Origin of the sequence: Allobosea sp. 47.2.35, assembly GCF_024655635.1 — a bacterium.
In the GTDB taxonomy this organism is placed as follows: Bacteria; Pseudomonadota; Alphaproteobacteria; order Rhizobiales; family Beijerinckiaceae; genus Allobosea.
This window is the reverse complement of sequence record NZ_JANLGI010000024.1, coordinates 1-24,647: the sequence shown is the minus strand read 5'-3', so window position 1 is coordinate 24,647 and position 24,647 is coordinate 1. Positions and strand designations below refer to the sequence as shown.

Here is a 24,647-nt window from a genome sequence, read left to right as displayed (position 1 = left end):
TCGCTACGCCGGACCTGCAGAGTGTTCTCCTTCGCGCCCGTTCAATCCGTCCTCAAGGCGCTGCGGCTGCTGACCGAGGTCAATCGCTCCAGCCCGGCGACCGTCGGCGAACTGCACCGCCGCACCGGCCTGCCGAAGCCGACCATCGTGCGCCTGCTGGAGACACTGATCGAGGCCGGCTATGTCACCCGCGACGAGCGCATGCGCGGCTATCTCGTCACCTCGCAGGTCACGCAACTGAGCTCGGGCTTCCATGGCGCGCCGATGGTGATCGAGGCGGCGCGGCCCTGGGCTACGGCACTGACCCGCCAGATCAAATGGCCCTGCACCGTCTGCCTGCTCGATTACGACGCCGTCATCGTCCGCTTCAGCACGATCCCCGACAGCCCGATCTCACCCTTCCACGCGACGCTCGGCTATCGCCTGAGCCTCGGCGGTCGGGCGCTCGGGCGCGCCTATCTCGCCTTCTGCCCGGCCGAGGAGCGCGAAGTCCTGCTCGCCGCGATGCGCGCCTCTCCCGATGCCGAGAACAGCAGCCTGACCGACGAGGATGTCGCACGATTGATCGAGCAGGCCCGCTGGCGCGGCTATACCGAGCGGGACACCGCCGTCGAGCCGCGCAACTCGGCGACGATCGCGGTCCCGATCAAGCTCGGCGAACGCGTGCTCGCGACCTTCGGCGTCACCTTCTTCCGTGCGGCCGTCGCCAATCCCGACGACAAGGCGCGAATCATCCATCCCCTGAAGAAGGCAGCCGCCAGTATCGAGGCGCAACTGGAGGCGCTCTCGCAATCCATGGGCGTTGCGTTTCAAGGTGAGAAATGACGCCCCATTTCCGCAGCCTCGTGGCGGCGCGCCCCTAGTCTCCGCCCAACGCGTCCGCAGTGGCGCCTTGGGGAGGAGAATTCAGAAATGGAGCGACAGCTCTCACGCCGCAGCTTTATCGCCGGCATCGCCGGGACAAGTGTCCTGACGGGCAACGGCCCGGTCTTCGCCGACGCCTGGCCGAGCCGCGCGACCAATATCGTCGTGCCCTTCCCAGCCGGCGCCTCGACCGACGTGGTCGCAAGGCTGCTGGCGGATCGACTGCGTGGCGAGCTCGGCCAGGGCTTCATCGTCGAGAACAAGACCGGTGCCGGCGGCAATATCGCCGCCACCAGCGTGGTTCGCGCCGCACCCGACGGCTACACGCTGATGTTCTCGTCCTCGGGGCCGCTCGCGACCAACAAGCTGCTCTACAAGACGCTGAACTTCGATCCGCTCGCCGATTTCACGCCGATCGCCCTGCTCGGCGACGTCCAGGGCATCGTCACCGTGCACCCGTCCGTACCGGCCAAGTCCTTCGCGGAACTCGTCGCTTACGGCAAAGCCAATCCCGGCAAGCTCACCTTCGGCAGCCCCGGCTTCGGCCTGATGGGCCACATGATCGGCGAGCTGATCCAGCGCAAGGCCGGCTTCCAGATGACGCATGTGCCCTATCGCGGCTCGGCGCCATTGGCGACGGACCTGCTGGCGGGCACCGTCAATGTCGCGGTCGACTTCATCCCGGCCTATATCCCCCATGTCAAAAGCGGCGCGATCCGCGGGCTCGCGGTCACCAGTGACCAGCGCGCGCCGCAATTGCCGGAGGTACCGACGCTGTCGGAGGCCGGCCTGCCCGATGTCAACACGGCCGGCTGGTTCGGCCTCGTCGGCCCCAAGGGCCTGCCGGAGCCGGTGGTGACGCGCCTCGCCGCGATCACCCGCGCCTATGTCGAAAGCGCGGAAGGCCGCGACAAGCTCGCCGTGATCGGCGTGCGTGCCCGCAGCGGCGATGCAGCCGCGATGCGCACGGCGCAAGCGATGGAAATCGCCAGATGGGCCGATGTGATCAGGGCCGCCGGCATTACGCTCGACTGAGCGTGAAGCAATCACGATCCAAAGCAGAACGGCCCGGAGCGATCCGGGCCGTTTTTCGTTCCGTCCTCAGGCGGCCTGATCGAGCCCCAGCAGCTCCGCCGCATGCCCGCCGGTCATCCGCTTGATCTCGGCTTCGGTGAACTGCAGGTCGAGCAGATGGCCGATGATCTCGCGATAGCCGTCGATCGGGCGCGGCGAGCCGACGAGACCTAGATCAGAGCAAAGCACGGTGTTCTCGACGCCGGCGACCTCGATCACCCGGCGCAGCTCCGGTGGGTCGAACTTCTTGGACTTGCCCTCGACGAACATGCAGATCGAATGCTCCATCACCGCGCCGAGCCCGACGAGGTGACGGATTTCCGCATCGCTGCAGTTGTTGACCATGTAGGTCGGGTGATTGACGAGCAGCTTCTTCACGCCACGGGCCCTGGCCTCCTCGAACACAGCGAAAAGCTCCGGCGTCGAGAGATGGCCGCCGGCCAGGATGATGTCACCCTCGGCGATCAGGTCGAGGATCACTTTGACCTCGTCGATCAGCTTGCCGTCCGGGCCGAAGGCCGTCAGCGGGATCGGATCGAGCATCTTCTGCGCCGTCTTCGGGAAGGTCTTCACCGCGCCGGAGGCGAGCACGTCGATATGGTTCTTGGCCGCGAGCGTCGGCAGCCAGACGATCTTGCCGCCGAGCTTGATCGCATGATCGACCGCATGCGGGTTGAAGCCGCCCGAGGCGTTGTTGAGCGCGATGCCGGAGAACAGCCTGACGCCGGTATTCGGCACGAGCTTCTCCAGCAGGATCGCGTGCGCGGCGCCCAGATAGAAATGGTCCTTGTAGACGACGGCGCGGAACTGCGCGGCGGCAGCGTCGAGCATCGCCTCGTGATGGTCGAGGATGCGCGGCATCGCGGCCGGGCCGCTATGGCAGTGCAGGTCGACCGCGCCGACCAGGAGATCGGCGATCTGGCGGCTGCGCGCATCGGCGCTGGTAGCGGTGGCGTTCATGTCCGTGGCCCTCACGCGGTTTCGCCGGGCATCGGATAATCCGCGGCGTTGATGACCCAGCCGGGCTTCAGCGAGAAATCCAGGCGGGGCGGGGAGAAGATGTCGATCATCTGGTTCAGGCCCGGCAGGACCGAGCGCGAGGTGTGGATCGACGGCGGCGGGATCACGGTGAGCGAGGGTGCGGCCATCAGCTCGTGCTCGTCCTCGCGCCAGATGCGCATGTCCGGCGTCCAGGGCCAGCGGATATCGTGGATATAGCCGCCGTCGATCACGAGCGAACCCTGCTCGAAATCGTCGTGATGGTGCGGCGAGAGCGTGGTGATGTCGCGCAGGCCGAAGCGCGGATCGAGCATGTTCACCATCAGCGTCGTGCAACGGAAGATGCTGCCGAAACGCCCCGTGCCACCGGCATCGACATCCAGGTTGTAGACACGGACCTTCCAACCACCACGCGGCTCCGGCCAGGGCTTCAGCAGCGCGACATTGGCATGGGGCTCGGCATAGGACGCCGCATTGGAGCAGGCGGCGGCGAGATCGGGCGCGGCGCTGGAGAAGATGCGGATCAGGCGCCCCTTGCCGGCCACCGTCACCTTCGACGCGCCGGGCGGGATGAAGGCGATCGAACGGCCGGGCACCTCGACCGTCTCAGCCCCGGCCGTGACCGTTGCGCCAAGCGCCTCCTCCGGCAGGATCAGGCAGTATTCGTCGGGCTGCGCCGGGCGTTCCAGAAAGGCATCGGCCTCGACATCGGAATAGGCGACGATGAAGTTCTGCCCGCGCGCCAGCCAAGTCTTGAACCCATCGCCGGCCTGCTGCGGGGCTTCGGCGTAGAAGCGTGCATAATTGGCGCCGGCATAAGCCTTGACCGCAGGAGCCTTGGCGGCCGGTTGCGTCGCCAGTTGCGAGCGGGGGTCGCTGGAGGGATAGCTGGACACGGGTTCGGTTCTCCTATCGCGCGGAAGCTTCGACCCGGCTCCGGGCGGCCTGCATCTGTGAGAGGGTGTCGCTCGCGGCCTTGCGCAGGAACCCTTGGTCCGAGGAGAGGATGAAGGCGCTGGCCCCGCGCTCGGCGAAGGCGGCAGATTCCTCGCCATTGTCGGTCATCACGCAGACTGGCTTTCCCGCAGCCTTCGCGGCCCGGAAAATCGTATCGACCGCATCACGGATGACCGGCGCATCGCGATTGGGCGCCCCGAACGCGACGGTCAGGTCGCCGCGGCCGATGAAGACGGCATCGAGCCCTTCGACCGCGAGAATATCGTCGATCCGCTCTAGCGCGGAGGGGTCCTCGATCATCGCGATGGCGGCCACAGCCGCATCGGAGGCATCGACGAGGTCCCACATCTTCGATCCGCCATAGCGGCCGGCACGGGTGACGCCCGAGAAGCCGCGCTTGCCGCCCCGGTAGCGGCAGGCGGCGACCAGCGCCTCGGCATCGGCGACCGTGGCGATATGGGGCGCGAGCACGCCCTCGGCGCCGCAATCGAGCACGGAGAGGATCGCATCAGCCGAAAGCGTGGGCACCCGGACGACGCCTGCGATGCGGGCGGCGCGGGCGGCCAGCAGGGCGATATCCGTCGCATTCCGGTCGAAGGGCGCGTGCTCCTGATCGACGACGATGAAGTCGTAACCGCAGAAGCCGAGGATTTCGGTCGCATGGGCGGTCGGCGTCTTGATGAAGCTACCGGCCAGGAAGGCGCCGCTGAGCAGGCGCTGGCGGAAGCTGTTCGGTGCGGGTTCCTGCATGATGCGACCTGCCGGTTTTCGATGGTTGCGATGATGGGCATCACCGGAGCCGCACGCGGCTGGAATTGGCCTCGTTTCACTTGACGAAATGCACCGATGCGCAACTGCCCCTGGGTCAGAAAGCCGGCAGGATCACGCCGGGATCAACGAAACGGCGGATCGCACCGTCTGAAAGGCCATCCAAATGAAGAAGCGCCTCCTGCTGCTCGCCGGCTTGCTTGCCGCCTCCGCCCTGCCCGCCGCCGCCGGCACGCTCGAGAACGTCCGGGCGCGCGGCGAACTGGTCTGCGGCGTCAGCCCGGGCGTGGCCGGCTTCTCGGTGCCGGACGAGAAGGGGCTCTGGGGTGGCTTCGACGTCGATATCTGCCGCGCAGTCGCCGCGGCGGTGCTCGGCGACGCCAAGAAGGTACGCTTCACGCCGCTCAGCCCCAAGGACCGCTTCGTCGCGCTGCAGACCAGCGAGATCGACGTCCTCTCCCGGCAGGCGACCTGGACGCTGGGGCGCGATACCCAGATGGGCCTGCGCTATGTCGGCGTCGCCTATTACGACGGTCAGGGCTTCATGGTCCGCAAATCCGCGAACATCGCCTCCGCCAAGGACCTGAACGGCGCCTCGGTCTGCGTGCCCACGGGCACCACGACGGAGCTCAACATCGCCGATTATTTCCGGGCGAACGGCATGAAATACGAGGGCGTCGCCTTCGAGGCCGGCGATCAGGTCGCAAAAGCCTTCGAATCCGGCCGCTGCGACGTGTTCAGCAACGACGTCTCGGCGCTCTCCGCCTATCGCCTGAAGCTGGTGAACCCGGCCGAATACGTCATCCTGCCAGACCTGATCTCGAAGGAGCCGCTCGGCCCCGTCGTGCGCCAGGGCGACGAGACCTGGACCAGCATCGTGCGCTGGGCGCTCTACAGCATGATCGTGGCCGAGGAGCTCGGCGTCACCTCCGCCAATGCCGATGGGCTCAAGACCAGCGGCTCGCCAGAAGTCCAGCGCCTGCTCGGCGGCAACGGCAATTTCGGCGAGTCCATGGGGCTGAAGCCGGACTGGGCCCAGCAGATCGTCAAGCAGGTCGGCAATTACGGCGAGGTCTACGAGCGCAATGTCGGCACGGGCTCGAAGCTCGGCATCGGGCGCGGCCTCAACAAGCTCTGGACCCAGGGCGGCCTGCAATACGCTCCGCCGGTGCGCTGAGCACAGCGATCACGCGTTTGACGACCACGCCCGGCCACAGCGCCGGGCGTCTTGCATCGAGGATAGGCTGATGGCGGCTTCCAATCTCTATCCGGCGGAAAGCCTGAAAAGCTTCGCCATCGCGCTCCTCAAAGCGGCCGGCGCACCGCTCGACAATGCCACCATCGTGGCCGATGCGCTCGTCGAGGCCGATAGCGAGGGCCTGCCCTCGCACGGCCTGCTGCATCTGCCGATGTATCTCGCCCGGATCGCCGGCGGTTCCGTCGATCCCCGTGCCACCGGCGAAATCGTCGTCGATCAGGGCGCGCGTCTGACCATCGATGCCGGGAACGGGCTGGGGCAGGTCACTGCCGAGAAGGCCTGCGATATCGCTATCGCCCGCGCCGAAACCCATGGTCTCGCGCTGGCCGCTGTCCGCAAGGCCTTCCATTTCGGCGCTGCCGGGCGCTTCGCCCGCAGGATCGCGCGCGCCGGCCAGATCGGCATCGTGATGGCGAACACCCGCCCGATGCTGCCCGCCCTCGGCGGAACGGAGGCGGTCATCGGCAACAACCCGCTGGCGATCGCCGTGCCAACCAACGACGAGCCCGTCGTGCTCGATTTCGCGATGAGCGCCGGCGCCCTGGGCAAGATCAGGCTAGCGGCCAACAAGGGCGAGCCGATCCCCGAAGGCTGGGCGCAGACGACTGACGGCCTGCCGACCCGCGATGCGCTGGAGGCACTCAAGGGCACGCTCCTGCCTGCGGCTGGGGCCAAGGGCTTCGGCCTCGCGCTGATGATCGATCTCATTGCCGGCGGCTTGTCTGGCGGCGGCATGGGCGAGGCCGTGCAGCCGCTGTATGGCGACATGGCTCGCCCCTACGACAGCGCGAACCTGTTCCTGGCGATCCGGATCGAGGGCCTGCGCCCGCCTGCGGAATTCGCGGCAGCCGCATCGGGGCTGGCCGGCCGCGTCCGCGCCTCGCGGGTCGCACCCGGAGCGGCGCCTGTCCGCATTCCCGGCGACCGCGCGGCTCAGGCCCGCAGCCGCTTCACCGGCCATTGCCCTCTCGCCAGGGAGACGCTCGAAGCGCTGCGCAGCCATGCCGGCCGCCTCGGCGTCGCCGTTCCCGAAGCTCTTGCCGCGACCTAGGACTCAGCCCGCGAGCTTCGGCCAGGGCCGCGACGGCGCGCGCATCTCCTCATAGGCGCGCGCCAGGCGGAGTACGCCGAGATCGTCGAAGGCCTGTCCGATGATCTGGAGGCCGATCGGCAGGCCGCCGCCGGAATAGCCGCAATTGATCGAGACGGCCGGCTGGCCGCCCATATTGGCCGCGACTGTGAAAGCGATGTGCTCGAACGGCCTTTGCGGGTCGTTGAAGGGCGAGGCCCATTCCGCCGGATAGGACGGTTCCGGCGCCGTCGGCGAGATGATGAAATCGACGTCCTTGAGCGCGGCGTGGAGCGCGTTACGCATCGCCTCGATCTGGGCGAAGCCGGAATAGACGTCTCCGCCCGTGAAGTCCTTGGCGGTCACGATCCAGTTGAAGATATAGGGCAGGATCTTGGCCTGCTGTTCCGGCGGCAGACGGGAAACATCCTCGTAACCCCGTGCCCGCCAGAAGCGGTCGAGCCCGTCGATCATGGCGCGCGTCAGGAAGGGCTTGATCGGCACGATGGTCGCGCCGGCATCCGCCAGCTGAGCTGCCGCGCCCTGCACCGCCGCGAGCGTTTCGGAGCCAACCTCCTGTCCGAAGCCGGCCTCCAGCCACAGGCCGATCTTCAGGCCCTTCACCGGCCTCGCAAGGTCGAGCCAGTCAAGTGCCTGATAGGGCAGCGCCATCGTGTCGCGCCGGTCGGGCTTCGCCAGCACCGACATGTAGAGCGCGGCATCAGCGACGGTGCGCGTCATCGGCCCGGCGACGCGCCCAATGAAGGGCGGATCGATCGGCAGGCGCCCGGCCGAAGGCTTCAGGCCGACGAGGCCACACCAGCCGGCCGGCAGGCGGATCGAGCCGCCGATATCGGTGCCGATATGGAGCGGGCCATAGCCGGCCGCCGCCGCGGCCCCAGCTCCGGCGCTGGACCCGCCCGGATTGGTCGAAAGGTCCCATGGATTGCGCGCGAGCTTGTGGAAGCTCGACAGGCCGGAGGAGAGCATGCCGTAATCGGGCATGGTCGTCTTGGCGAGGAGCACCCCGCCCGCCTCCCGCGTCCGCGCGGCCGGAGGCGCATCGGCGACGGCCGGCACCAATGTCATCGCGGCCGTGCCGAGCGGGACCGGCGTCCCCTTGGTCGCGATGTTCTCCTTGATCGTGAGGGGCACGCCGTCGATCGCGCCCAGCGGTTCGCCCTTGGCCCAGCGCGCCTCGGATTGCCGCGCACTCGCGCGCGCGGCGTCCGGATCATAGGCCCAGAGCGCGTTGAGCTGCGGCTCCCAGGCGTCGATGCGCTGGATGACGGCGTCGACGACCTCGACCGGCGAAAGCCTGCGGGCGCGATAGGCTTCGACAAGCGCAACCGCGCTCAGATCGGCAAGGTCGGTCATGGAGCAGCTCTCGTCCTGTCCGGCTTCCCACGGCCGCGGAGGCCGCGGAAACGCCTTCACCCGTGGAAGATCGAAATGGTCTTCATGCTGGCGAAACCGTAAAGGGCCTCGAAACCCTTCTCCCGGCCATGGCCGGATTTCTTGACGCCGCCGAAGGGAAGCTCCACGCCGCCGCCGGCCCCGTAATTATTGATGAAGACCTGGCCCGCATGCGCGGCCCGCGCCATCCGCAACTGCCGGCCGCCATCGCTCGTCCAGATGCCGCAGACCAGCCCGTAGGGCGTCCCGTTGGCAAGCGCGAGCGCCTCCTCCTCGGTGTCGAAGGGCATGATCACCTGCACCGGGCCGAAGATTTCTTCCTGTGCCAGCTTGTGATCGGGTGGGACATCGCGCAGCAGGGTCGGCGCGACATAGGCACCCTCTGACGGCGCCTCCGAGACGATCATGCCCTGCGCCGCGACTTTCAGGCCGTCCTTATGGGCAACGCCGAGGAAATCCTCCACGATCACCTTCTGACGCTGCGAGACCACGGGGCCGACGGAGAGATCGGCCTCGGCCGGCCCAACCTTGAGCGCGCGGTACTTCTCGCTCATCCGCGCGATCACATCCTCATAGACGGAACGCTCGACGAGGATGCGCGAGGAGGCCGAGCAGGTCTGGCCGGCATTCTGGATGCCGGCATTGACGAGAAAGGGCACGGCACGGTCGAGATCGGCATCGGCGAAGACGACCTGGGCCGATTTGCCGCCGAGTTCCAGCGTCACCGGCACGGCGTTGCGGGCTGCGGCCGCCTGCACCATCTCGCCCGTCCGGGCCGAGCCGGTGAAGGAGATGTGGTTGATATCGGTATGCGCGGAGAGCGCCGCGCCGGCTTCCGCGCCGAAGCCCGTGACGATGTTCAGCGCACCCGCCGGCAGGCCGGCCTCCTGCGCGATCCGCGCGAACTCCAGGATGGTGAGGCAGGCCTCCTCCGCCGGCTTGACGACGGCGGCATTGCCCATGGCCAGCGCCGCGCCGAGGCTGCGCCCGAGGATCTGCATGGGATAGTTCCACGGGATGATGTGCCCGGTGACGCCATGCGGCTCGTAGATCGTCAGGACGGTGAAGCCGTTCTGGTAGGGAATGGTGTCGCCATGCACCTTGTCGGCCGAGGCGCCGTAGAATTCGAGATAGCGCGCCAGTGCCACGACATCGGCCCGCGCCTGCGTCAGCGGCTTGCCGACATCGCGCGCCTCGGTCTCGGTAAGGAGGTCGATATTTGCAAGCACGCCGGTCGCGATCCGGGCGAGGACGCGGCCGCGCTCCGCCGCGGTCAGGCGGCCCCATTCGCCGGAGAGCGCCTGCCGGGCGGCAGCGACCGCCAGATCGATATCCTCGCTGCGGCCGCGCGCGAGCTTCGCGAAGACCTGCCCGGTCGAGGGATTGCGGACGTCGATATGCTCGCCGTCCACGGCGTCGCGCCATTCATTGGCAATGAAATTCCGGTAGGTCTTCACGTCAGGCCTCGATGGGTTTCTGCTTTTCGGCGAGCTGCGCCTTGAGGCGGACAGCCGTCGCATGGATATGAGCCCGCGCGACGCGCTCGGCGTCGTCGGGCTGGCGCTTCCGGATGGCGTCGAGAATGTCGCCGTGCTCGGCGACCGCGGCGGCGGCCCGCTCGCAGGACAGTGCGAAGGCCGGCGCGAAAACCTGGGAGGTCAGGTGCAGCAGCGGCACGAGTGGCGGCAAAGAGGCATTCCCGGCCGCATCGATGATCGCCAGATGGAAATCGATATTCGACTGGGAATAGTCACTCGCGTTCCAGTCCGCGATCAGCTTGCGCTGACGCTCGACCAGCTTCGCCAGCTCCCTGATTTGGGCGGCCGTCGCGCGCTCGGCGGCATGGCGCGCCGCGACACCGTCCATCGCCTCGCGCACGGCATAGGCATCAAGCAGTTTCGGCAGATCGGCCGTCGCCACCCTGACCCCGCTGCCCGGCTTGTTCACGACGAGCCCGTCGCGCTCCAGCACACGGAAGGCCTCGCGCAGCGGCGTCCGGCTGATGCCGAACTCGGCCGCGATCCGCTCCTGCCTGAGCGTTGCGCCGGGCGCGTAGACCCCGGCATAGATGCGTTCGCGCAGGGCCTGCGCCACTTCGTCGAGCAGGCGCGACTGGCTGCGCCATGCGAGCACCTGGCCCATCGACGTCTCCACAATCGCCGAAAATGGTATCCAGGATACAGAAGCTGTCAATGCAAGCGCGCGGCTGGGCGCCCCCTCGCGCAGGGCATGCCCTTCGGCCGGAATGGACAATTCAACCCCGGAGACGCCAGGGCATTCGGGCGCGCTATCGTAGCAGGAAGCCGTGCCGCAGCGGGTCGTCGCGGTCGATGAACCATGTCGCCTGGCCGCAGAGATGCGCGCTGCCCGAGACTTCCGGGATGATCGCCTCGATCTCTCCGAGCCTGGTCTCCTGCAGGACACGGCCCGTCATGATCGAGCCGACGATGGATTCGTTGACCAGAACCTGACCGGGCTTCAGCAGCCCCTTGGCATGGAGCAGCGCGGTGCGCCCGGCCGTGCCGGAGCCTGTCGGCGAGCGATCGAGCTGCCGGTCGGCGAAGATGCAGCAATTGGCCTGCGTTGCCTTCGGGTCGAGCGGATCGCCATCGATAATCGTGCCGTAGATATGGTTCAGCTCCGGTATGTCCGGGTGCACGACCGGGAAGGCCTTGTTGGCGGCGATCTTTACCTCGGCGCCGAAGCGGATCAGCGCCTCGGCATTCTCGCGCCGGATCGCGAGGCCGAAGGGGCGGCCATCCGTGTAAAAATAGAAGGCACCGCCGAAGGCGATGTCGCCGGTGACCTTGCCGAAGCTCGGCGTCTCGACGCTGACGTCGCGATGAACCAGATAGGAGGGCACGTTGACGAAGCGCACGCTGGCGGCGCGCTTCCCGTCCCAGGTCACGAAGGCCTCGATGAAGCCGCAGGGCGCATCGATCCCGACCCGCGTCTCCGGCTCCGTGCGCTCGACCCAGCCGAGCTCGACGGCCGCGGTCGCGAGCGCGATGACACCATGGCCGCAATGGTCGCTATAGCCCTCGTTATGCACGAAGATGATGCCGAAATCGGCTTGGGCTGAGACCGGCTCGGTCAGGTAGCCCGCATACATGTCGGCATGGCCGCGCGGCTCGAAGATCAGCGCCTGCCGGATCTCGTCGATATTGTTCTTCACCCAGTCGCGGCGCTGAACGATCGTCTTACCGGGCAATCGCGGCAAGCCGCTGGTCACGATCCGGAAAGGCTCGCCGCCGGTATGAGCCTCGACGGTCTGGATGACGCGATCGGCCTGCATAATTCCCCCTGGTGCCGCTGTGTCCCGGACAGCCTTGAGCAGGTTCAGGCGCCGCCCGCAAGGGTAACGCCTGAACGCGCATTCTTCGGCTCAGCCGATGGTCATCAAGCTGGCATTGCCGCCGGCCGCTGTGGTGTTGATCGAGGTCGAAACCTCCTCCAGCAGCCAGTTCAGGCAATAGGCGTCCGGATCGCGCTTCAGCTCTTCCGTGCTCGCCGCCTGGACCAGCACGAGCGGGCCGGAAAGCTGGGCGATGCGGCGGTTCACCTCGCCGATCCGTTGGGTATCACCCTCGACCAGCGCGCCGGAGAACGGGCCGTCGGCCTCCCAGTCCGAGGTCCAGCCGATGCGGGCTTCGACACTCGCCGGCAGGCCCGAGAGAGCGCCCTTCAGCCCGGAGGCCGAATCGATGACGAGCTGGTTGCCCGTCGCCAGCGCCGCCGCGACCTGCTGGTAGAGGCCGGCTTCGGTCTGCGGCACGAGCAGGATGCGGCCGCGTGGATGCAGCGCATAGAGATTGCGCTCACCGACCGGGCCGGCCAGCTCGACATGGAGACCGAGTGCCGAATGGCCGCCGATCTCGCGGGCGGTGTTCGCCTCAGTGCTCAGCCCCTTGCCCGCGAGCCAGGCGGCATATTCGAGCACGGCCGGATCGGTATGGATCGAGCTGTGCTGCGGCGGGATCGGCGCCTTGCGCACGAGGCGGCCGATATAGAGCGGTCCGCCCGCCTTCGGCCCGGTGCCGGAAAGCCCGCGCCCGCCGAAGGGCTGCACCCCGACCACCGCGCCGATGATGTTGCGGTTCACGTAGAGATTGCCCGCCTTGATGCGGCTGGTGACATGGGCGATCGTCTCGTCGAGCCGCGTATGCAGGCCGAAGGTCAGGCCGTAGCCGGAGCCGTTGACCTCGTCGATCAGCTTGTCGAGATCGTCGCGCTGATAGCGGATGACGTGGAGCACGGGGCCGAAGACCTCGCGCTTCAGGTCGGATAGGCTCTTCAATTCGACGATGGTCGGCGGCACGAAGGTGCCCTTCGCCGCGGCGTCCGGCAGCGGGAGCTGCTCGACCTTGCGGCCAAGGCCGCGCATGCGCGCGACATGATCGTCGATCTCGCGCTGGGCACCCTCGCTGATCACCGGGCCGATATCGACGCTGAGCTTGTCGGTGCGGCCGATGGTCAGTTCCTTCAGCGCGCCCTGAAGCATGTGCAGCGTCCGGTCGGCGATATCCTGCTGCAGACAGAGCACGCGTAGAGCCGAGCAGCGCTGGCCGGCGCTGTCGAAGGCCGAGGCGATGACATCGGCGACGACCTGCTCGGCCAGCGCCGAGGAATCGACGATCATGCCGTTCTGGCCGCCGGTCTCGGCGATCAGCGGGATCGGCTTGCCCTCAGTCGAAAGGCGCTCGGCCAACTGCGCCTGGATGCCGCGCGCGACCTCGGTCGAGCCGGTGAACATCACGCCCGCAGTCTCCGGTGCCGCGATCATCGCCGCACCGAAACGTCCGCTGCCGGGCGTGAACTGCAAGGCACCACGCGGGACGCCGGCCTCGTGCAGGATCCTGACGCTCTCATGCGCGATGATCGGCGTGACGCCGGCGGGCTTCGCCATCACCGCATTGCCGGCGACGAGCGCCGCCGCGACCTGGCCCGTGAAGATCGCCAGCGGGAAGTTCCACGGGCTGATGCAGACGATCGGCCCGAGCGGCGCATGCGCCGGCCCCAGCGTCTTGCGCGCCTGATCGGCATAGTAGCGGAGGAAGTCGATGGCCTCGCGCACCTCGCTGATCGCATTGGCGGCCGATTTGCCGGCCTCGCGCATGGCGATGCCCATCAGTGTCTCGATGCGCGCCTGCATGATGTCGGCGGCGCGGTCGAGGCAGGCGGCGCGCTCGGCCGGGGACACGGCGGCCCAGGCCTTGCTGCCCTCGGCGGCGAGGCGCGCAATCTTCTGGGCATCCTCGACCGCAAGCTCGGTGACCTGTCCGACGACATCGGAATGATCCGCCGGGTTGAGGATCGGCCGCGTCGTGCCCGCAGTCGAGTTATCCGCCAGCAGCGGCACCGCATGCCAGTTCTGCCCGACTGTCGCGGCGAGATTGCCGGCCAGCTCGGCCAAAGCCGCCTCGTTCGAGAGGTCGATACCCCCAGAATTGGTGCGATCGGCACCGTAGAGATTCTCCGGCAGCGCGATCTGGTCGTGCAGCATGCCGATGACCGGCATCGCCTCGACGACATCGACGGGGTCGGCAACGAGCGAGTCGATCGTCACCTTCGGGTCGGAGATACGGTTGACGAAGGAGGAGTTCGCGCCGTTCTCGAGCAGGCGGCGAACGAGATAGGCGAGCAGCGTCTCATGGGTGCCGACCGGCGCATAGATGCGGCAGGGCCGGTCGAGATTGTCCTGGCCGACGACCTCGTCATAGAGCGGCTCGCCCATGCCGTGCAGGCACTGGAACTCGTATTTGCCGACCGCGAAGTCGCTGCCGGCGAGATGATAGATCGTCGCCAGCGTCTGGGCGTTATGCGTCGCGAATTGCGGGAAGATCGCGTCGGGGGCCGCCAGCAACTTGCGGGCGCAGGCGACATAGGCGACGTCGGTGTGGACCTTGCGGGTATAGACCGGGAAATCGGCGAGCCCGTCGACCTGGGCTCGCTTGATCTCGGCGTCCCAATAGGCGCCCTTGACCAGGCGCACCATCATGCGCCGGCCGGAGCGGCGGGCGAGATCGATGATCCAGTCGAGCACGAAGGGGCAGCGCTTGCCATAGGCCTGCACCACGAAGCCGAGGCCGTTCCAGCCCTGCAGCGCGTTGTCGAAGCTCAGCGCCTCCAGCAGGTCGAGCGAGAGCTCCAGCCGGTCGGCTTCCTCGGCATCGATGTTGAGGCCGATATCGTAGCTCTTGGCGATCAGCGCGAGCTCGCGCACGAGCGGCAGCAATTCGCTCATCACGCGGCCGGCCTGGGCGCGGCTATAGCGCGGATGCAGCGCCGAGAGCTTGATCGAGATGCCCGGACCTTCATAGACGCCGCGCCCGTTGGCGGCCCGGCCAATAGCATGGATCGCGTTCTCGTAGTCGCGGTAATAGCGGGCGGCGTCGGCGGCGGTCGTCGCGGCCTCACCGAGCATGTCATAGGAATAGCGGAAGCCCCGCGCCTCGAGCGGGCGGGCGCGCTTCAGCGCCTCGTCGATCGTCTCGCCGGTGACGAACTGCTCGCCCATCATCCGCATCGCCATGTCGACGCCGCGCCGGATTACCGGCTCGCCCGCACGGGCGATGAGGCGCGTCAGGGCGGCGGCGAGGCTGCGGTCATTGACGGTGGAGGTCAGCTTGCCGGTGACGACGAGGCCCCAGGTCGCGGCATTGACGAAGAGCGACTTGCCGCCGCCGACATGCGACTTCCAGTCGCCATCGGCGATCTTGTCGCGGATCAGCGCATCGCGCGTCGCCGTGTCCGGAATGCGCAGCAGAGCTTCGGCGAGGCACATCAGCGCGACGCCTTCCTGGCTGGAGAGCGAATATTCCTGGACCAGCCCCTCGACGCCGGTGCCCTTGTGCTTGGCCCGCAGCGCCTCGATCAGCTTGCGCCCCGTGCGCGCGATCTCCTGCTTGCTCGCCGGCGCGAGCTTCGCGGCCGCCAGCAAAGGCGGCAGGCATTCGGTCTCGGGCCGGCGATAGGCGGCGGTGATCGCCTGACGCAGCGGCGACTGCTCGCGGATCGGCGGGGCGAAGCCCGTGAAGGGCGCCGGGCTGGTGGCGGTGGCGACGGCGGAAGCGGTGGCTTGGCTCATGGCTTGTCCCGGCAGGTTCGAACGTGACGGGCCGAGGGCACCCCCTCTCCCGTTCTTGCGCGGAGCTTATCATGAGCCCGATTCTCAGGCGGTCCAATCTTCGCTATCCTGAAGTCCATTCGGACTTCAGATTTGGAGATTGCAAGTGAAGAAGCCTAAGGAAATGCCAAACGAAGGCGATTTGGACGCGCTCGATCGGAAGATCCTCGACGTCCTCCGCGAGGACGGCCGGATTTCAATCGCAGAGCTTGGCGCACGGATCGGCCTCTCCAAGACGCCCTGCCAGATCCGCTTCCGCCGGCTCGTCGATGACGGTTATATCGAGGGTTTCCGGGCAACGCTCAATCCGGCGAAGCTCAAGCTCGACCACATCGCCTTTGCCGAGGTGAAGCTGTCCGATACCACGGAAAAGGCACTCTCGAAATTCAACGAGGAGGTCAAGAAGATCAGGGAGGTCGAGGAGTGCCACATGATCGCCGGGCGTTTCGACTATCTCCTCAAGATCAGGACGCCTGACATCCGGCGCTACCGGGCCGTGCTGGGCGAGAAGATCTCGAACCTGCCCCATGTCGCGAACACCTCGACCAATGTCGCCATGGAGACGGTCAAGGAAACCTGGTGACAGCCCACCAGCATGACCGGACGGCATCAAGCGTCGGGAGGGACGGAATCCGCGCACAGCCACTCACCAAGAGTGGCTCGGCATCAGCGTCTCGAAGGAAGGCCTTGGTGGAGCTGAGGTCCGCCAAGCTACCGTCCATAGCCGGCCATTCTCAGCCAGTATTCCAACAAAATCCGGCATTTTCACATAGCCGGAGCTTGTTTCTGGACGACGCTCTCCATATCAATCCACCGCAGTTGTTGGGGTAAATTTTGGGGTACGAATGGCCCGCGCAGTGAATAAGCTCTCCGCCCTCTCGATTCAAAAGACCTCGAAGGCGGGGCGATATGGAGACGGCAATGGGCTCTATCTCATCGTCGATCCGAGCGGGGCAAAGAGATGGCTTTACATCTTTCGGTGGGAGGGGAAGCACAAAGAGATGGGTCTTGGCGGCTTCCCCGGTGTGTCCCTAGCCGAGGCCAGAGAAAAAACGATAGACGCTCGCCGCCAAGTGAGAGATGGCACCAATCCAATCGAGGCCCGTAAACGCGAAAAGGCAGCGTCACAATCCACTGAAGGCAGCGCGCAGACCTTTGGGGAATTTGCCGACACGTGGGTTCAAAGCATCATAAGCGAATTCCGGAACGAGAAGCATCGTTGGCAATGGACGCAGACACTTAAGGTCTATGCTGCCGCACTCAGCCCACTCGCTATCAATAACGTCGAAACCGAGCACGTACTCGATGTCCTGAGGCCCATATGGACCACAAAGCCTGAGACAGCATCTCGCCTTCGGGGCCGCATTGAGCGCGTCTTGGATGCTGCGAAAGCTATGGGGCTGCGAACAGGGGAAAACCCCGCCAGATGGCGCGGACACCTCGATAAATTACTCACAAAACGAAAAAGACTGAACCGAGGCCACCACCCGGCATTGCCGTATCAGGAGATGCCAGCCTTTATGGTCAACCTCCGAAAGCGCCGCGCTGTTTCGGCCTTAGCCTTAGAATTCACGATCCTTTGCGCATCTCGAACGGGGGAGGTGATTGGGGCACAATGGAACGAGATCCAGCGGAAAGGAGCCGTGTGGATTATTCCTGGCTCCCGTATGAAGGCGGGCAAGGAGCATCGCGTTCCTTTGGGTGAGCGCGCCCTCGCAATCCTCGATGAGATGGAGCTGCTGAAGAAGGGAGATCACGTCTTCCCCGGCCAAAAGAAGGGTAAGCCGCTCTCAAACATGGCGATGCTGAATCTCCTCGAGAGGATGGAGCGACCGGATATCACCGTGCACGGATTTCGTAGTTCCTTTCGCGATTGGGCTGGGGAAACGACAGATTTCCCTCGAGAGTTGGCCGAGACCGCGCTTGCCCATGTGGTCGGCGATGAGACTGAACGAGCCTATCGACGCGGCGATTCGCTTGATAAGCGCCGAAAGCTGATGGATGCGTGGGCAAAATTCCTTTCGGGAGAAGCGACAACACCCAAGCAGCTGAAAGCGAAAAACCGCCTCCCGAAACCAGATCGAACCAAGTAGGGCAACTAGCTGTCAGGATTGCAGGTGGCTCGCCCCTATAGAAATCCGCAGGTTAGCAAGGCGCGCTTGGGTTGGCCGCAAATATGACTTGCCCGCGCGCACCATCGACGATGACGGCAAAAATAAATAATTGATAAAACAATACAATATTATTATTAGGATAAAAACCAAGAATAGCCTGAATCAATCACACACCGATCACAATACGCGCATAACCAGGATTACGCAAGATTCATAATTTGATATTAATTCTGTATACTATAATATATCATAGATATCTCGAGTTGTTTTAATTTATTTGCGAACAAGAAAACATATTCACACCGAAATAAACTTATGCTAGATAAGAAACAGGATTGATGATCTGAACAACATCTACTCATTCAAAGATTGCTGCGGTTCTCATTGCCAACTCCCGAAAGGAACTCGATTTAGAAGGAAATTTTAGAGATGAAGACGAATTATATGGATATCACCCCTCTGGCATATGACATCAAGGACCTCGCTAGGATTTGCGGGCGAGGAAAATCTGTTATTTGGGAAGAGATCGGAGCCGGTCGCTTGAAGGCCAGAAAGGCCGGCGGCAAAACTATCGTGCTCCATGTCGACGCAGTTGCATGGCTGGAAGCCCTGCCACTGTGGGAACCGGAGAAACTCGCGGCTTAGTTGGAACCAGGCTCGGTCGACAGATCGCATCTAGATGGGATGGTGATCCCTTTCCTGGAACATCGACCGGCGAGAAAGCCGTCCAGTGAGCCTCCGATGTGCGCGGCGTAAAGGTCGCCACTTTTCGGGCTGATCTCGGTTTGAGGTCAGCGAGGATATTTGCTGCCGCTGCGCCGATACGCTGTTCCGCCCTCAACCCGGCCAGATCCATCGAGAAGCGGCTTGGTTCGAACCGGGCTGCGAGACGATTGAGAGGATAGCCGCCTCTCGATCCCTGCGACGAGGCGGGCACGAAACCAAACCGCGAAGCTGAAACTCGATCCGCCGACACTCGGCTGTCGGGGCGATCCCAAATGGGATCGAAAACCTCAAGCGAACCAGCGCGCAGCACCGATATTTCGATGCACACAACAACAGCCGACCGTCTTTGAATAGGCGTCGGCAATTCAGAAATTTACTCAATAAAAGGAAAAATAAATGTTTGAAGACCACACCGATATTCAATCCGAGGAAATCAACAATTGCGACGTACCAATCGATAGAGGAACTATAATACTACATGACGCTCCTGCTGGCTCTGGTAAAACACGTTCCCTATGCCAAATAGCAGCCAAAATGGCTAACAAAGGCGAAGCGATCATATTCGTTCAACCAACGAAGGAATTGATCTCCAAAACAATCGAAAAATTCCCCAAGCTAGAAAACGGAGCGGAAATCCGCAGAATCGATTCGGATGTGATCAAATCGACGGTCGCGTCGATCATGAAATACCTTCGAGAATCGGATGCTGAAGGGAAAATATTGTTCATAACCCGTGCGTCCTTCGAACGAATTCCCTACTTCTTTCAGGCTTCGAGATGGCACCTCTTTATCGACGAGGTCTTGCAGCCTCATCGTATGGAAGCCTTGAAATTTCCTGAAACCCATCGAAACTTGACAGATCACCTGAAGACCTCACCGAGGGATCATATCTGGTCAGAGTTGCTGATAGCGGATCCTGCCGGAGCCAGCGAATTGCGTAAAAATGCCAAAACAGATGCTGGCCTAGAACCTTTCGCTAAATCATTGAATCTTCTGACATCGCCGCATTGGGACACATATGTTCATTCCGAACATTATTCCAATCTGCTGAATGGACTGGCGGATGGGAAATCTGAAGCCATGCTATTCGCTAAGCTGAAACCCTCGATCTGCGCTGGGTTCAAAAGCGTCAGGATGGCGGGAGCGCATATCGCCGACAGCAATTTGGTTTCCCTTTGGAGCAAGGAAGGCGTGAAATTCAGATATGAGACCTTACCGGAGTTGCAATACTCGTTTCACCCGAACTGCGAGCGCATAAAAATATATTATGGCTTTGATCGAAATTGGTCGAAATATATCCGAGATGAATTCGAAAATGAACTCCTAGAACCCTTAATCGAAAAATCTGTCGAGATGGCAAACGGAAATGAATTCCTGTTTCTTGCCAACCTAGATCAGGAATTCATTTTTAACAATTCGCCCAACGCCATCAGGTTGCCGAACTCGCCTCATGGCCTCAATGATTACATGGGCAAGAACATGGTGGTATTCTTGTCAGCCTTGAATCCCACTCCGCAATATCGAGCATTCTTAAATTTCTTGGGCCTCAATTACGAAGAAATTCGTCGAGATTTTTATTACAACGTGGCTTATCAAGCCGTGTTGAGAGGGGGAATTCGCAGGGCCGATGGAACGGAAGATCAGATCATAGTGGTTCCTGATAGGGGCTTGGCTGAATGGTTGCAGGCGATCTTCCATGGTTCATCGATTGAGTGGCTTGGTATCGAGCTTCCAGATGAAGCAAAGCGCAAAGTAGGGAGACCAAGGATTCATTCGTCGAATAGCGAGAAAATGAAGGCATATCGAGATCGTATGTCCAGCGTTTCATATCATGGTCTATACGAGCACCTGATTAGTTGGATTGAAGAAAATCAGTCGGAAGAAGGCGAAAATTGTCACAATTCATGTGATGAAACGCCTTATATATCTAATAAAGATAAAGTAACACGTTTTTATGCAACGATTTGGGAAAACACATATAGTAAATTTCCTAAACATTACATCTTTGCCGATGACCACGCTATTTTCATTGAAAAACTGAAGGAGTATTCGAAAATCAAATATGCCAAAAAGGAAGACAATTGTGTTCTAACGCTCGGACTTCCTGCGCCCAATTCGGAAAGCATGAGGAAGCACAATAATTTCGTTCTAGCAAATGGCCTTATTCTCGACAATGATGGCGGAGGAATTTCGCCTGAAGCATTTGCCTCTATCATGTCCGGATTCGAGATCTACATTTTTAATACATTCTCTAGCACTCCCGATAATCCGAGGTGGCGTGCTTATATCCCTACCCAAACCGTCATGCCTCCGGATTGCTACCGAGAAATCATATCCCGCATTTTCGATAGCTTGAAGTCTCATGGGTTCGAGAAGCATGGGTTTGACAACAAAAAGTGGCCGTCAGACATGATGTACCTCCCATGTCAGGCTGCGCATCCTGATGGGAGCTTCTTCCTAGAATTTCGTGGTCCTGAACGCGGTTTGCTCGACCCAAGAAGTTGGATCAGCTTCGAGGATGTCCCTGAAAATCTGCACGAACTGGTCGAGAAGGCGGCTTCAGAGAGGACTTATCGTCCATCAGTCGAGGAGGATTTCGAGGAAGATATCCAACGCTGGCGCACTGAGGGAAATGTCCCTCACAAGCGAGATGCAGGATGGAGTGCCCTGTATTTTGCCCTTGTCAATAAAAGATTTCGTTTCGAAAGAATCAGAGAGATCATGACGGATGAGGCGCATCTCATCTCCAGAGCTAGAGAAAGAAATAAGCTGCTATCTCAGCTTGATCGTCTACTCATAAAGAAAAGGAGATAGGCCTTATTTGTTGATATGCGGAAATATTATCGAGTCCATTTATTAGATTCGATAAATTGATCGGATTTAGCCCCACTGTTTATTTTACGATAAATATCTTTATGCCGGTATTAGACGGGATATGGAGAATGCCTTGCAATTGAATAACCAGAGGGCGCGCGTTGAAATCCTGTGTGACGAGGATTTGGTTGAGCGCCTTAGCCGAATTACGATTGAAACCGGTGCATCCCGGAATTTCCTGATCAGAAAAGCGATCAGACTCTATCTCGATAATAGGGACAGGTCTTCGAAACAGGGTGCACCGGGTTAAACCGATCTCAGAATAGGGAGATAACTTCAATGGGCACCCTTGAAAGGGCAATCGATCTGGCCGCCATCGCCCATAAGGATCAATCCGACAAGGCTGGTAATCCGTACATTGCCCATCCAATGCGCGTGGCTCTGGATTTCATCCGTTCGGGGGACGAAACTAGAGCCATCATCGCCGTCCTGCACGATGTCATCGAAGATACCAACATCACGGCAGATGCCCTGCTGAATGAGGGCTTCTCCAACGCGATTGTCGACGCCATCGTCGCTCTCTCAAGGCAGGACGGCGAGAGCTACGAGGCATTCCTGGATCGCGCTGCTTCCAATGAGTTGGCACGTCCGGTGAAGATTGCCGATCTCAGGGATAACATGGATGCATCCAGGATAGCTCTTCTACCCTCAGAGAAGGCCGGTAGGCTCCTTGCCAAATATGAGGGGGCCATGCAGCGCCTGAACCGCCTCGAGCCCTCTGCAGCCATGCCAGAGCAATCTCAGGGAGAATAAATGCGGATTACGATTCAGGACGACAACGATGTGGTTTTCGACTCGGATGGAAAGACCGTCCTGATGGCCACGGACCAGGAGCAGCGGGATTTCATATTCCATGCCCTGATGGGGTCTTTGGCCATGTTATGCAGGGTCACGCCTCTTCATGAGGTCCCTGATGATGCTCCCGAGCCCGGCCAGCTTAAGCAGTGACGAGATTCTGCGCTAGGTGCGGCTCCTCGCTCGTCGGCATTCCAGGGAGGCTGTTGGCAGAGGCTATTCAGGTCATAAAGCCGGCCTTGAAATCGCCGAGCCTGCCGGCATCGATACGCGAGGGATCACCGCCCTCAATGAAACGCATATACTCCATCTGCCCAAGCTGCGACGCTTATGGATTAGGAGCCGAGCTTACGGAAAACTGCCTTCAGGGCATCAATGATTAGCCGCAATGCCCGTCTCCTGGCTCTGCCTCTATCGCCGCAGGAGAACGCATGAATGCTACTTCTCAGAATATTTTGCGTTTTTCATGATGAATTTCAGCTTATCAACCGAAGTTATCCATGGACGATGCCGATGAAGCATACGATGGCAATTGGAGCAAACTAGCACCACGTCACTCAATTTGGTCTTGGAGCCTTCTGATAATTCCGAAACCGGGATCAAATGATGCATCTCAATAAAATCATCCCCGATACCGCCATAAACGTTGCCAAAGCTGAATCCGCAGGCCTCGCAGAATAATCTGCCATGCTTCTTTTTAAATTTCGCTTTGGCGAGCGATACTAATTTCTGACTCCTTTCTCGCTCGAAGTGAGATACTTGGTATGATTTTCCCTCAGGGAATTCAACCTCGCCTCCTTCATTATAATCTGATTGAGATTTCTTATCTAAATATTCATATGCGATAGATCGAAGCTGGTTCCATCTAATTTCATCAATAAATTTCGCCGTTGTGAAGTACTTACCAAATCCGAATGTGAATTCGGCGGGAACTGGTATCGGAAATTGCAGTCGATGCATATTCGACGGCGAGACCTTCCAACTCCACGACGTCTGAGATTTGCGTAAATTATATGCAATCTGCTTCTGATTGAGGCCGCTTAATTTTCCACCTAAAGAACCTTTGGCGTCCAGTTCCGTGAGATGACCTGCACGAGCATTCAAAATATCTGAGCTGAAATTTGATCCTGCTTCGACGTATTCCGCCCCCTCATACCAGCCGACAAGCAACCACCCGTGAACCTTGTCGTAGGTGGCAAAGGCTAAGTTAAAGAGACTGGATCGATCTTGAGGGGCGTATCTGTGATATCCGTAACAGAATCCGTCTGAAGAAATATCCTTGCTAAAATTCCAATCCTCAAAGCCATACCCGTTTTCCGCAAGGTATCCCTTGTCAATTCTGGAATTCAGACGATGAGGAGACGGGCGAATCCAATCGTGATCGTTATGGACAACTCGAGCAAACGCGTATCGCATCAGGCATCTCCAAGACCATGCCTACACACCTAGCTCATCGGAGGAATTCTCGCCAAGCCACCTCTTCGTCTAGCGAACCAACCAAGAGCTTGGCGGCACCCAAGTGGTGCGTATGGCAGCACGCCTGACCATTTAAAGTAGAACGAGAGGGAGCGCGATGTGCCAGCGTGGCCACGCGCAATCTCCTCGCCTGACCTCGATGCCTATGGTGTTGGGAGCGAATCGACGTAAAAGGGAAGCGCTAGATTGGAGAAAAAGTAGGAGTAGTAAAATGGATAAATGGATTACTGTCGCTGCTCTCTGCCTAGCATCCACTAATGCTGGAGCATTCACAGAGGTTGGAAAATTCGGTGGGTACGGCTTTGTCGTTATGAAAACGCTATCGGTCGATAAAAGAACCCCTACCTATAGTGGGCATATACAAGGCATCCGAGTTGGAGAGCGCGGAGATGTCACTAAATATGAAATCCGCATCGAATGTGCCAATCCCGGAAGCATTCATATCGAAGAAGACGGTAATTATAAGCTTTTGACTTGGGCTGCGCGGGATAACGCGGTAAGAGCAAAACCTATGAACGCTGGATATTATTCGATCTACGATAAATTCTGCCCGCCAAAGAGTCGCGGTGTACAAAAGTCGGCAAAATGCATGATGACCGATAATGGCAAGCTCTGCGGTAACGCGCTTAGAACTTATCAGATGAATGACTGACCGGAAGACAATTCAACGCGGCGCCGCAACGTCGCGTTCTCACCGATTTTAGCGCGCCTGTACCAAGATCTGGCAGAGCATATCCGATACTCCACCATCGGCGATGAAACCCATTGATTTTTGGCTTCCAGCCAAAGTCATAATTCGGGAATTTTTGCCGTTGTCGAATACAATTAGGTGCTTACCATCTTTCTCGACTCGCGAGACTCGCCAAACCTTGATACGGGCGGCGCTACGAAACCCATCGTAGTTGGATGCGCTCTTTAAGACACGAGCGCTGCCGTTTCCGTCTAATTGGAAGTCAATCGAGGTGCCGGGGGCGCTGCATTTGGCGATGCCGCTTTCCAGGTATGGAGAGCCTGGCATTTGGGCATAGGCATTATCGACCAAAAACACTGTCAACTTTAGCATGACGGCTAAGATGTGTCAAATCGCATTGAAGCGCAGCCCCCTTATCGCGTTGAAGGCTAGCCCCCCTT

At 61.2% G+C, this 24,647-nt stretch carries 22 protein-coding genes; 12 read left to right on the top strand and 10 right to left on the bottom strand.

The genetic code is table 11. From position 1 onward, the window contains the following. Positions 1-21: 21 nt before the first annotated feature. Both NUV79_RS22015 and NUV79_RS22010 read left to right on the top strand, forming a co-directional pair. Entirely contained in the window at positions 22-825 is an 804-nt protein-coding gene (locus tag NUV79_RS22015) for a DNA-binding transcriptional regulator (RefSeq protein ID WP_257735211.1), read from the top strand. Between the two features lie 87 nt (positions 826-912). Next, a complete protein-coding gene (locus NUV79_RS22010; RefSeq protein WP_257735210.1) occupies positions 913-1,899 on the top strand; it encodes a Bug family tripartite tricarboxylate transporter substrate binding protein in 987 nt (328 codons plus the stop codon). A 66-nt stretch (positions 1,900-1,965) separates the two neighbouring features. Here NUV79_RS22010 and NUV79_RS22005 read toward each other — a convergent pair whose 3' ends face one another. Genes NUV79_RS22005 through NUV79_RS21995 form a run of 3 tightly spaced genes read right to left on the bottom strand, consistent with a single transcriptional unit; the run spans position 1,966 to position 4,644 of the window. Continuing rightward, the gene (locus NUV79_RS22005) at positions 1,966-2,898 is read right to left on the bottom strand and encodes a DUF6282 family protein (protein WP_257735209.1); all 933 of its coding nucleotides are present in this window, start codon (positions 2,896-2,898) and stop codon (positions 1,966-1,968) included. An 11-nt stretch (positions 2,899-2,909) separates the two neighbouring features. Next, positions 2,910-3,833, bottom strand: coding sequence for a cupin domain-containing protein (locus NUV79_RS22000; protein WP_257735208.1), 924 nt, complete (start codon positions 3,831-3,833; stop codon positions 2,910-2,912). Between the two features lie 13 nt (positions 3,834-3,846). Then, positions 3,847-4,644: an HpcH/HpaI aldolase family protein gene (locus NUV79_RS21995; protein ID WP_257735207.1), complete on the bottom strand. Its 798-nt coding sequence runs from the start codon at positions 4,642-4,644 to the stop codon at positions 3,847-3,849. Positions 4,645-4,828: 184 nt separating this feature from the next. Between NUV79_RS21995 and NUV79_RS21990 the strand changes: the two genes are divergently transcribed. Then, positions 4,829-5,839 (top strand): amino acid ABC transporter substrate-binding protein, encoded by a 1,011-nt coding sequence (locus NUV79_RS21990; protein WP_257735206.1) that lies wholly within the window; start codon positions 4,829-4,831, stop codon positions 5,837-5,839. 70 nt (positions 5,840-5,909) lie between these two features. Continuing rightward, on the top strand, positions 5,910-6,971 hold the full coding sequence (locus NUV79_RS21985; RefSeq protein ID WP_257735205.1) for an Ldh family oxidoreductase: 1,062 nt from the start codon (positions 5,910-5,912) through the stop codon (positions 6,969-6,971). Between the two features lie 3 nt (positions 6,972-6,974). On the opposite strand, the gene NUV79_RS21980 is transcribed toward NUV79_RS21985, so the two are convergent. From NUV79_RS21980 to putA, 5 genes are all read right to left on the bottom strand, one after another. Next, positions 6,975-8,366 (bottom strand): amidase, encoded by a 1,392-nt coding sequence (locus NUV79_RS21980; RefSeq protein ID WP_257735204.1) that lies wholly within the window; start codon positions 8,364-8,366, stop codon positions 6,975-6,977. A 56-nt stretch (positions 8,367-8,422) separates the two neighbouring features. Continuing rightward, positions 8,423-9,862 (bottom strand): aldehyde dehydrogenase family protein, encoded by a 1,440-nt coding sequence (locus NUV79_RS21975; RefSeq protein WP_257735203.1) that lies wholly within the window; start codon positions 9,860-9,862, stop codon positions 8,423-8,425. A 1-nt stretch (position 9,863) separates the two neighbouring features. Beyond that, complete coding sequence (locus tag NUV79_RS21970) at positions 9,864-10,547, bottom strand: GntR family transcriptional regulator (protein WP_257735202.1); 684 nt, start codon at positions 10,545-10,547, stop codon at positions 9,864-9,866. A gap of 145 nt (positions 10,548-10,692) precedes the next feature. After that, positions 10,693-11,700: a trans-3-hydroxy-L-proline dehydratase gene (gene lhpH, locus NUV79_RS21965; RefSeq protein WP_257735201.1), complete on the bottom strand. Its 1,008-nt coding sequence runs from the start codon at positions 11,698-11,700 to the stop codon at positions 10,693-10,695. 90 nt (positions 11,701-11,790) lie between these two features. After that, positions 11,791-15,492: a trifunctional transcriptional regulator/proline dehydrogenase/L-glutamate gamma-semialdehyde dehydrogenase gene (putA, locus tag NUV79_RS21960; protein WP_257735200.1), complete on the bottom strand. Its 3,702-nt coding sequence runs from the start codon at positions 15,490-15,492 to the stop codon at positions 11,791-11,793. 163 nt (positions 15,493-15,655) lie between these two features. Between putA and NUV79_RS21955 the strand changes: the two genes are divergently transcribed. The 7 genes from NUV79_RS21955 to NUV79_RS21930 all read left to right on the top strand — a co-directional run bounded on the left by NUV79_RS21955 (position 15,656) and on the right by NUV79_RS21930 (position 22,193). Continuing rightward, entirely contained in the window at positions 15,656-16,114 is a 459-nt protein-coding gene (locus tag NUV79_RS21955; protein WP_257735237.1) for an Lrp/AsnC family transcriptional regulator, read from the top strand. 262 nt (positions 16,115-16,376) lie between these two features. After that, positions 16,377-17,624, top strand: coding sequence for a tyrosine-type recombinase/integrase (locus NUV79_RS21950; RefSeq protein ID WP_257735199.1), 1,248 nt, complete (start codon positions 16,377-16,379; stop codon positions 17,622-17,624). Between the two features lie 450 nt (positions 17,625-18,074). Then, positions 18,075-18,290: a helix-turn-helix domain-containing protein gene (locus tag NUV79_RS21945; protein WP_257735198.1), complete on the top strand. Its 216-nt coding sequence runs from the start codon at positions 18,075-18,077 to the stop codon at positions 18,288-18,290. 477 nt (positions 18,291-18,767) lie between these two features. Continuing rightward, complete coding sequence (locus NUV79_RS21940; RefSeq protein WP_257735197.1) at positions 18,768-21,185, top strand: DEAD/DEAH box helicase family protein; 2,418 nt, start codon at positions 18,768-18,770, stop codon at positions 21,183-21,185. A gap of 121 nt (positions 21,186-21,306) precedes the next feature. Continuing rightward, the gene (locus NUV79_RS25325) at positions 21,307-21,495 is read left to right on the top strand and encodes a ribbon-helix-helix domain-containing protein (RefSeq protein ID WP_374679314.1); all 189 of its coding nucleotides are present in this window, start codon (positions 21,307-21,309) and stop codon (positions 21,493-21,495) included. 29 nt (positions 21,496-21,524) lie between these two features. After that, positions 21,525-21,998: an HD domain-containing protein gene (locus tag NUV79_RS21935; protein ID WP_257735196.1), complete on the top strand. Its 474-nt coding sequence runs from the start codon at positions 21,525-21,527 to the stop codon at positions 21,996-21,998. Then, on the top strand, positions 21,999-22,193 hold the full coding sequence (locus NUV79_RS21930; protein WP_257735195.1) for a hypothetical protein: 195 nt from the start codon (positions 21,999-22,001) through the stop codon (positions 22,191-22,193). A gap of 285 nt (positions 22,194-22,478) precedes the next feature. Here NUV79_RS21930 and NUV79_RS21925 read toward each other — a convergent pair whose 3' ends face one another. After that, positions 22,479-23,456 carry an HNH endonuclease gene (locus NUV79_RS21925; RefSeq protein ID WP_257735194.1) on the bottom strand — a complete coding sequence of 326 codons (978 nt, stop codon included), beginning with the start codon at positions 23,454-23,456 and terminating at the stop codon, positions 22,479-22,481. Positions 23,457-23,727: 271 nt separating this feature from the next. Here NUV79_RS21925 and NUV79_RS21920 point away from each other — a divergent pair, with 271 nt between their 5' ends. After that, positions 23,728-24,168, top strand: coding sequence for a hypothetical protein (locus NUV79_RS21920; protein WP_257735193.1), 441 nt, complete (start codon positions 23,728-23,730; stop codon positions 24,166-24,168). A gap of 48 nt (positions 24,169-24,216) precedes the next feature. Here NUV79_RS21920 and NUV79_RS21915 read toward each other — a convergent pair whose 3' ends face one another. Continuing rightward, positions 24,217-24,579 (bottom strand): hypothetical protein, encoded by a 363-nt coding sequence (locus NUV79_RS21915; protein WP_257735192.1) that lies wholly within the window; start codon positions 24,577-24,579, stop codon positions 24,217-24,219. Positions 24,580-24,647: the final 68 nt, after the last annotated feature.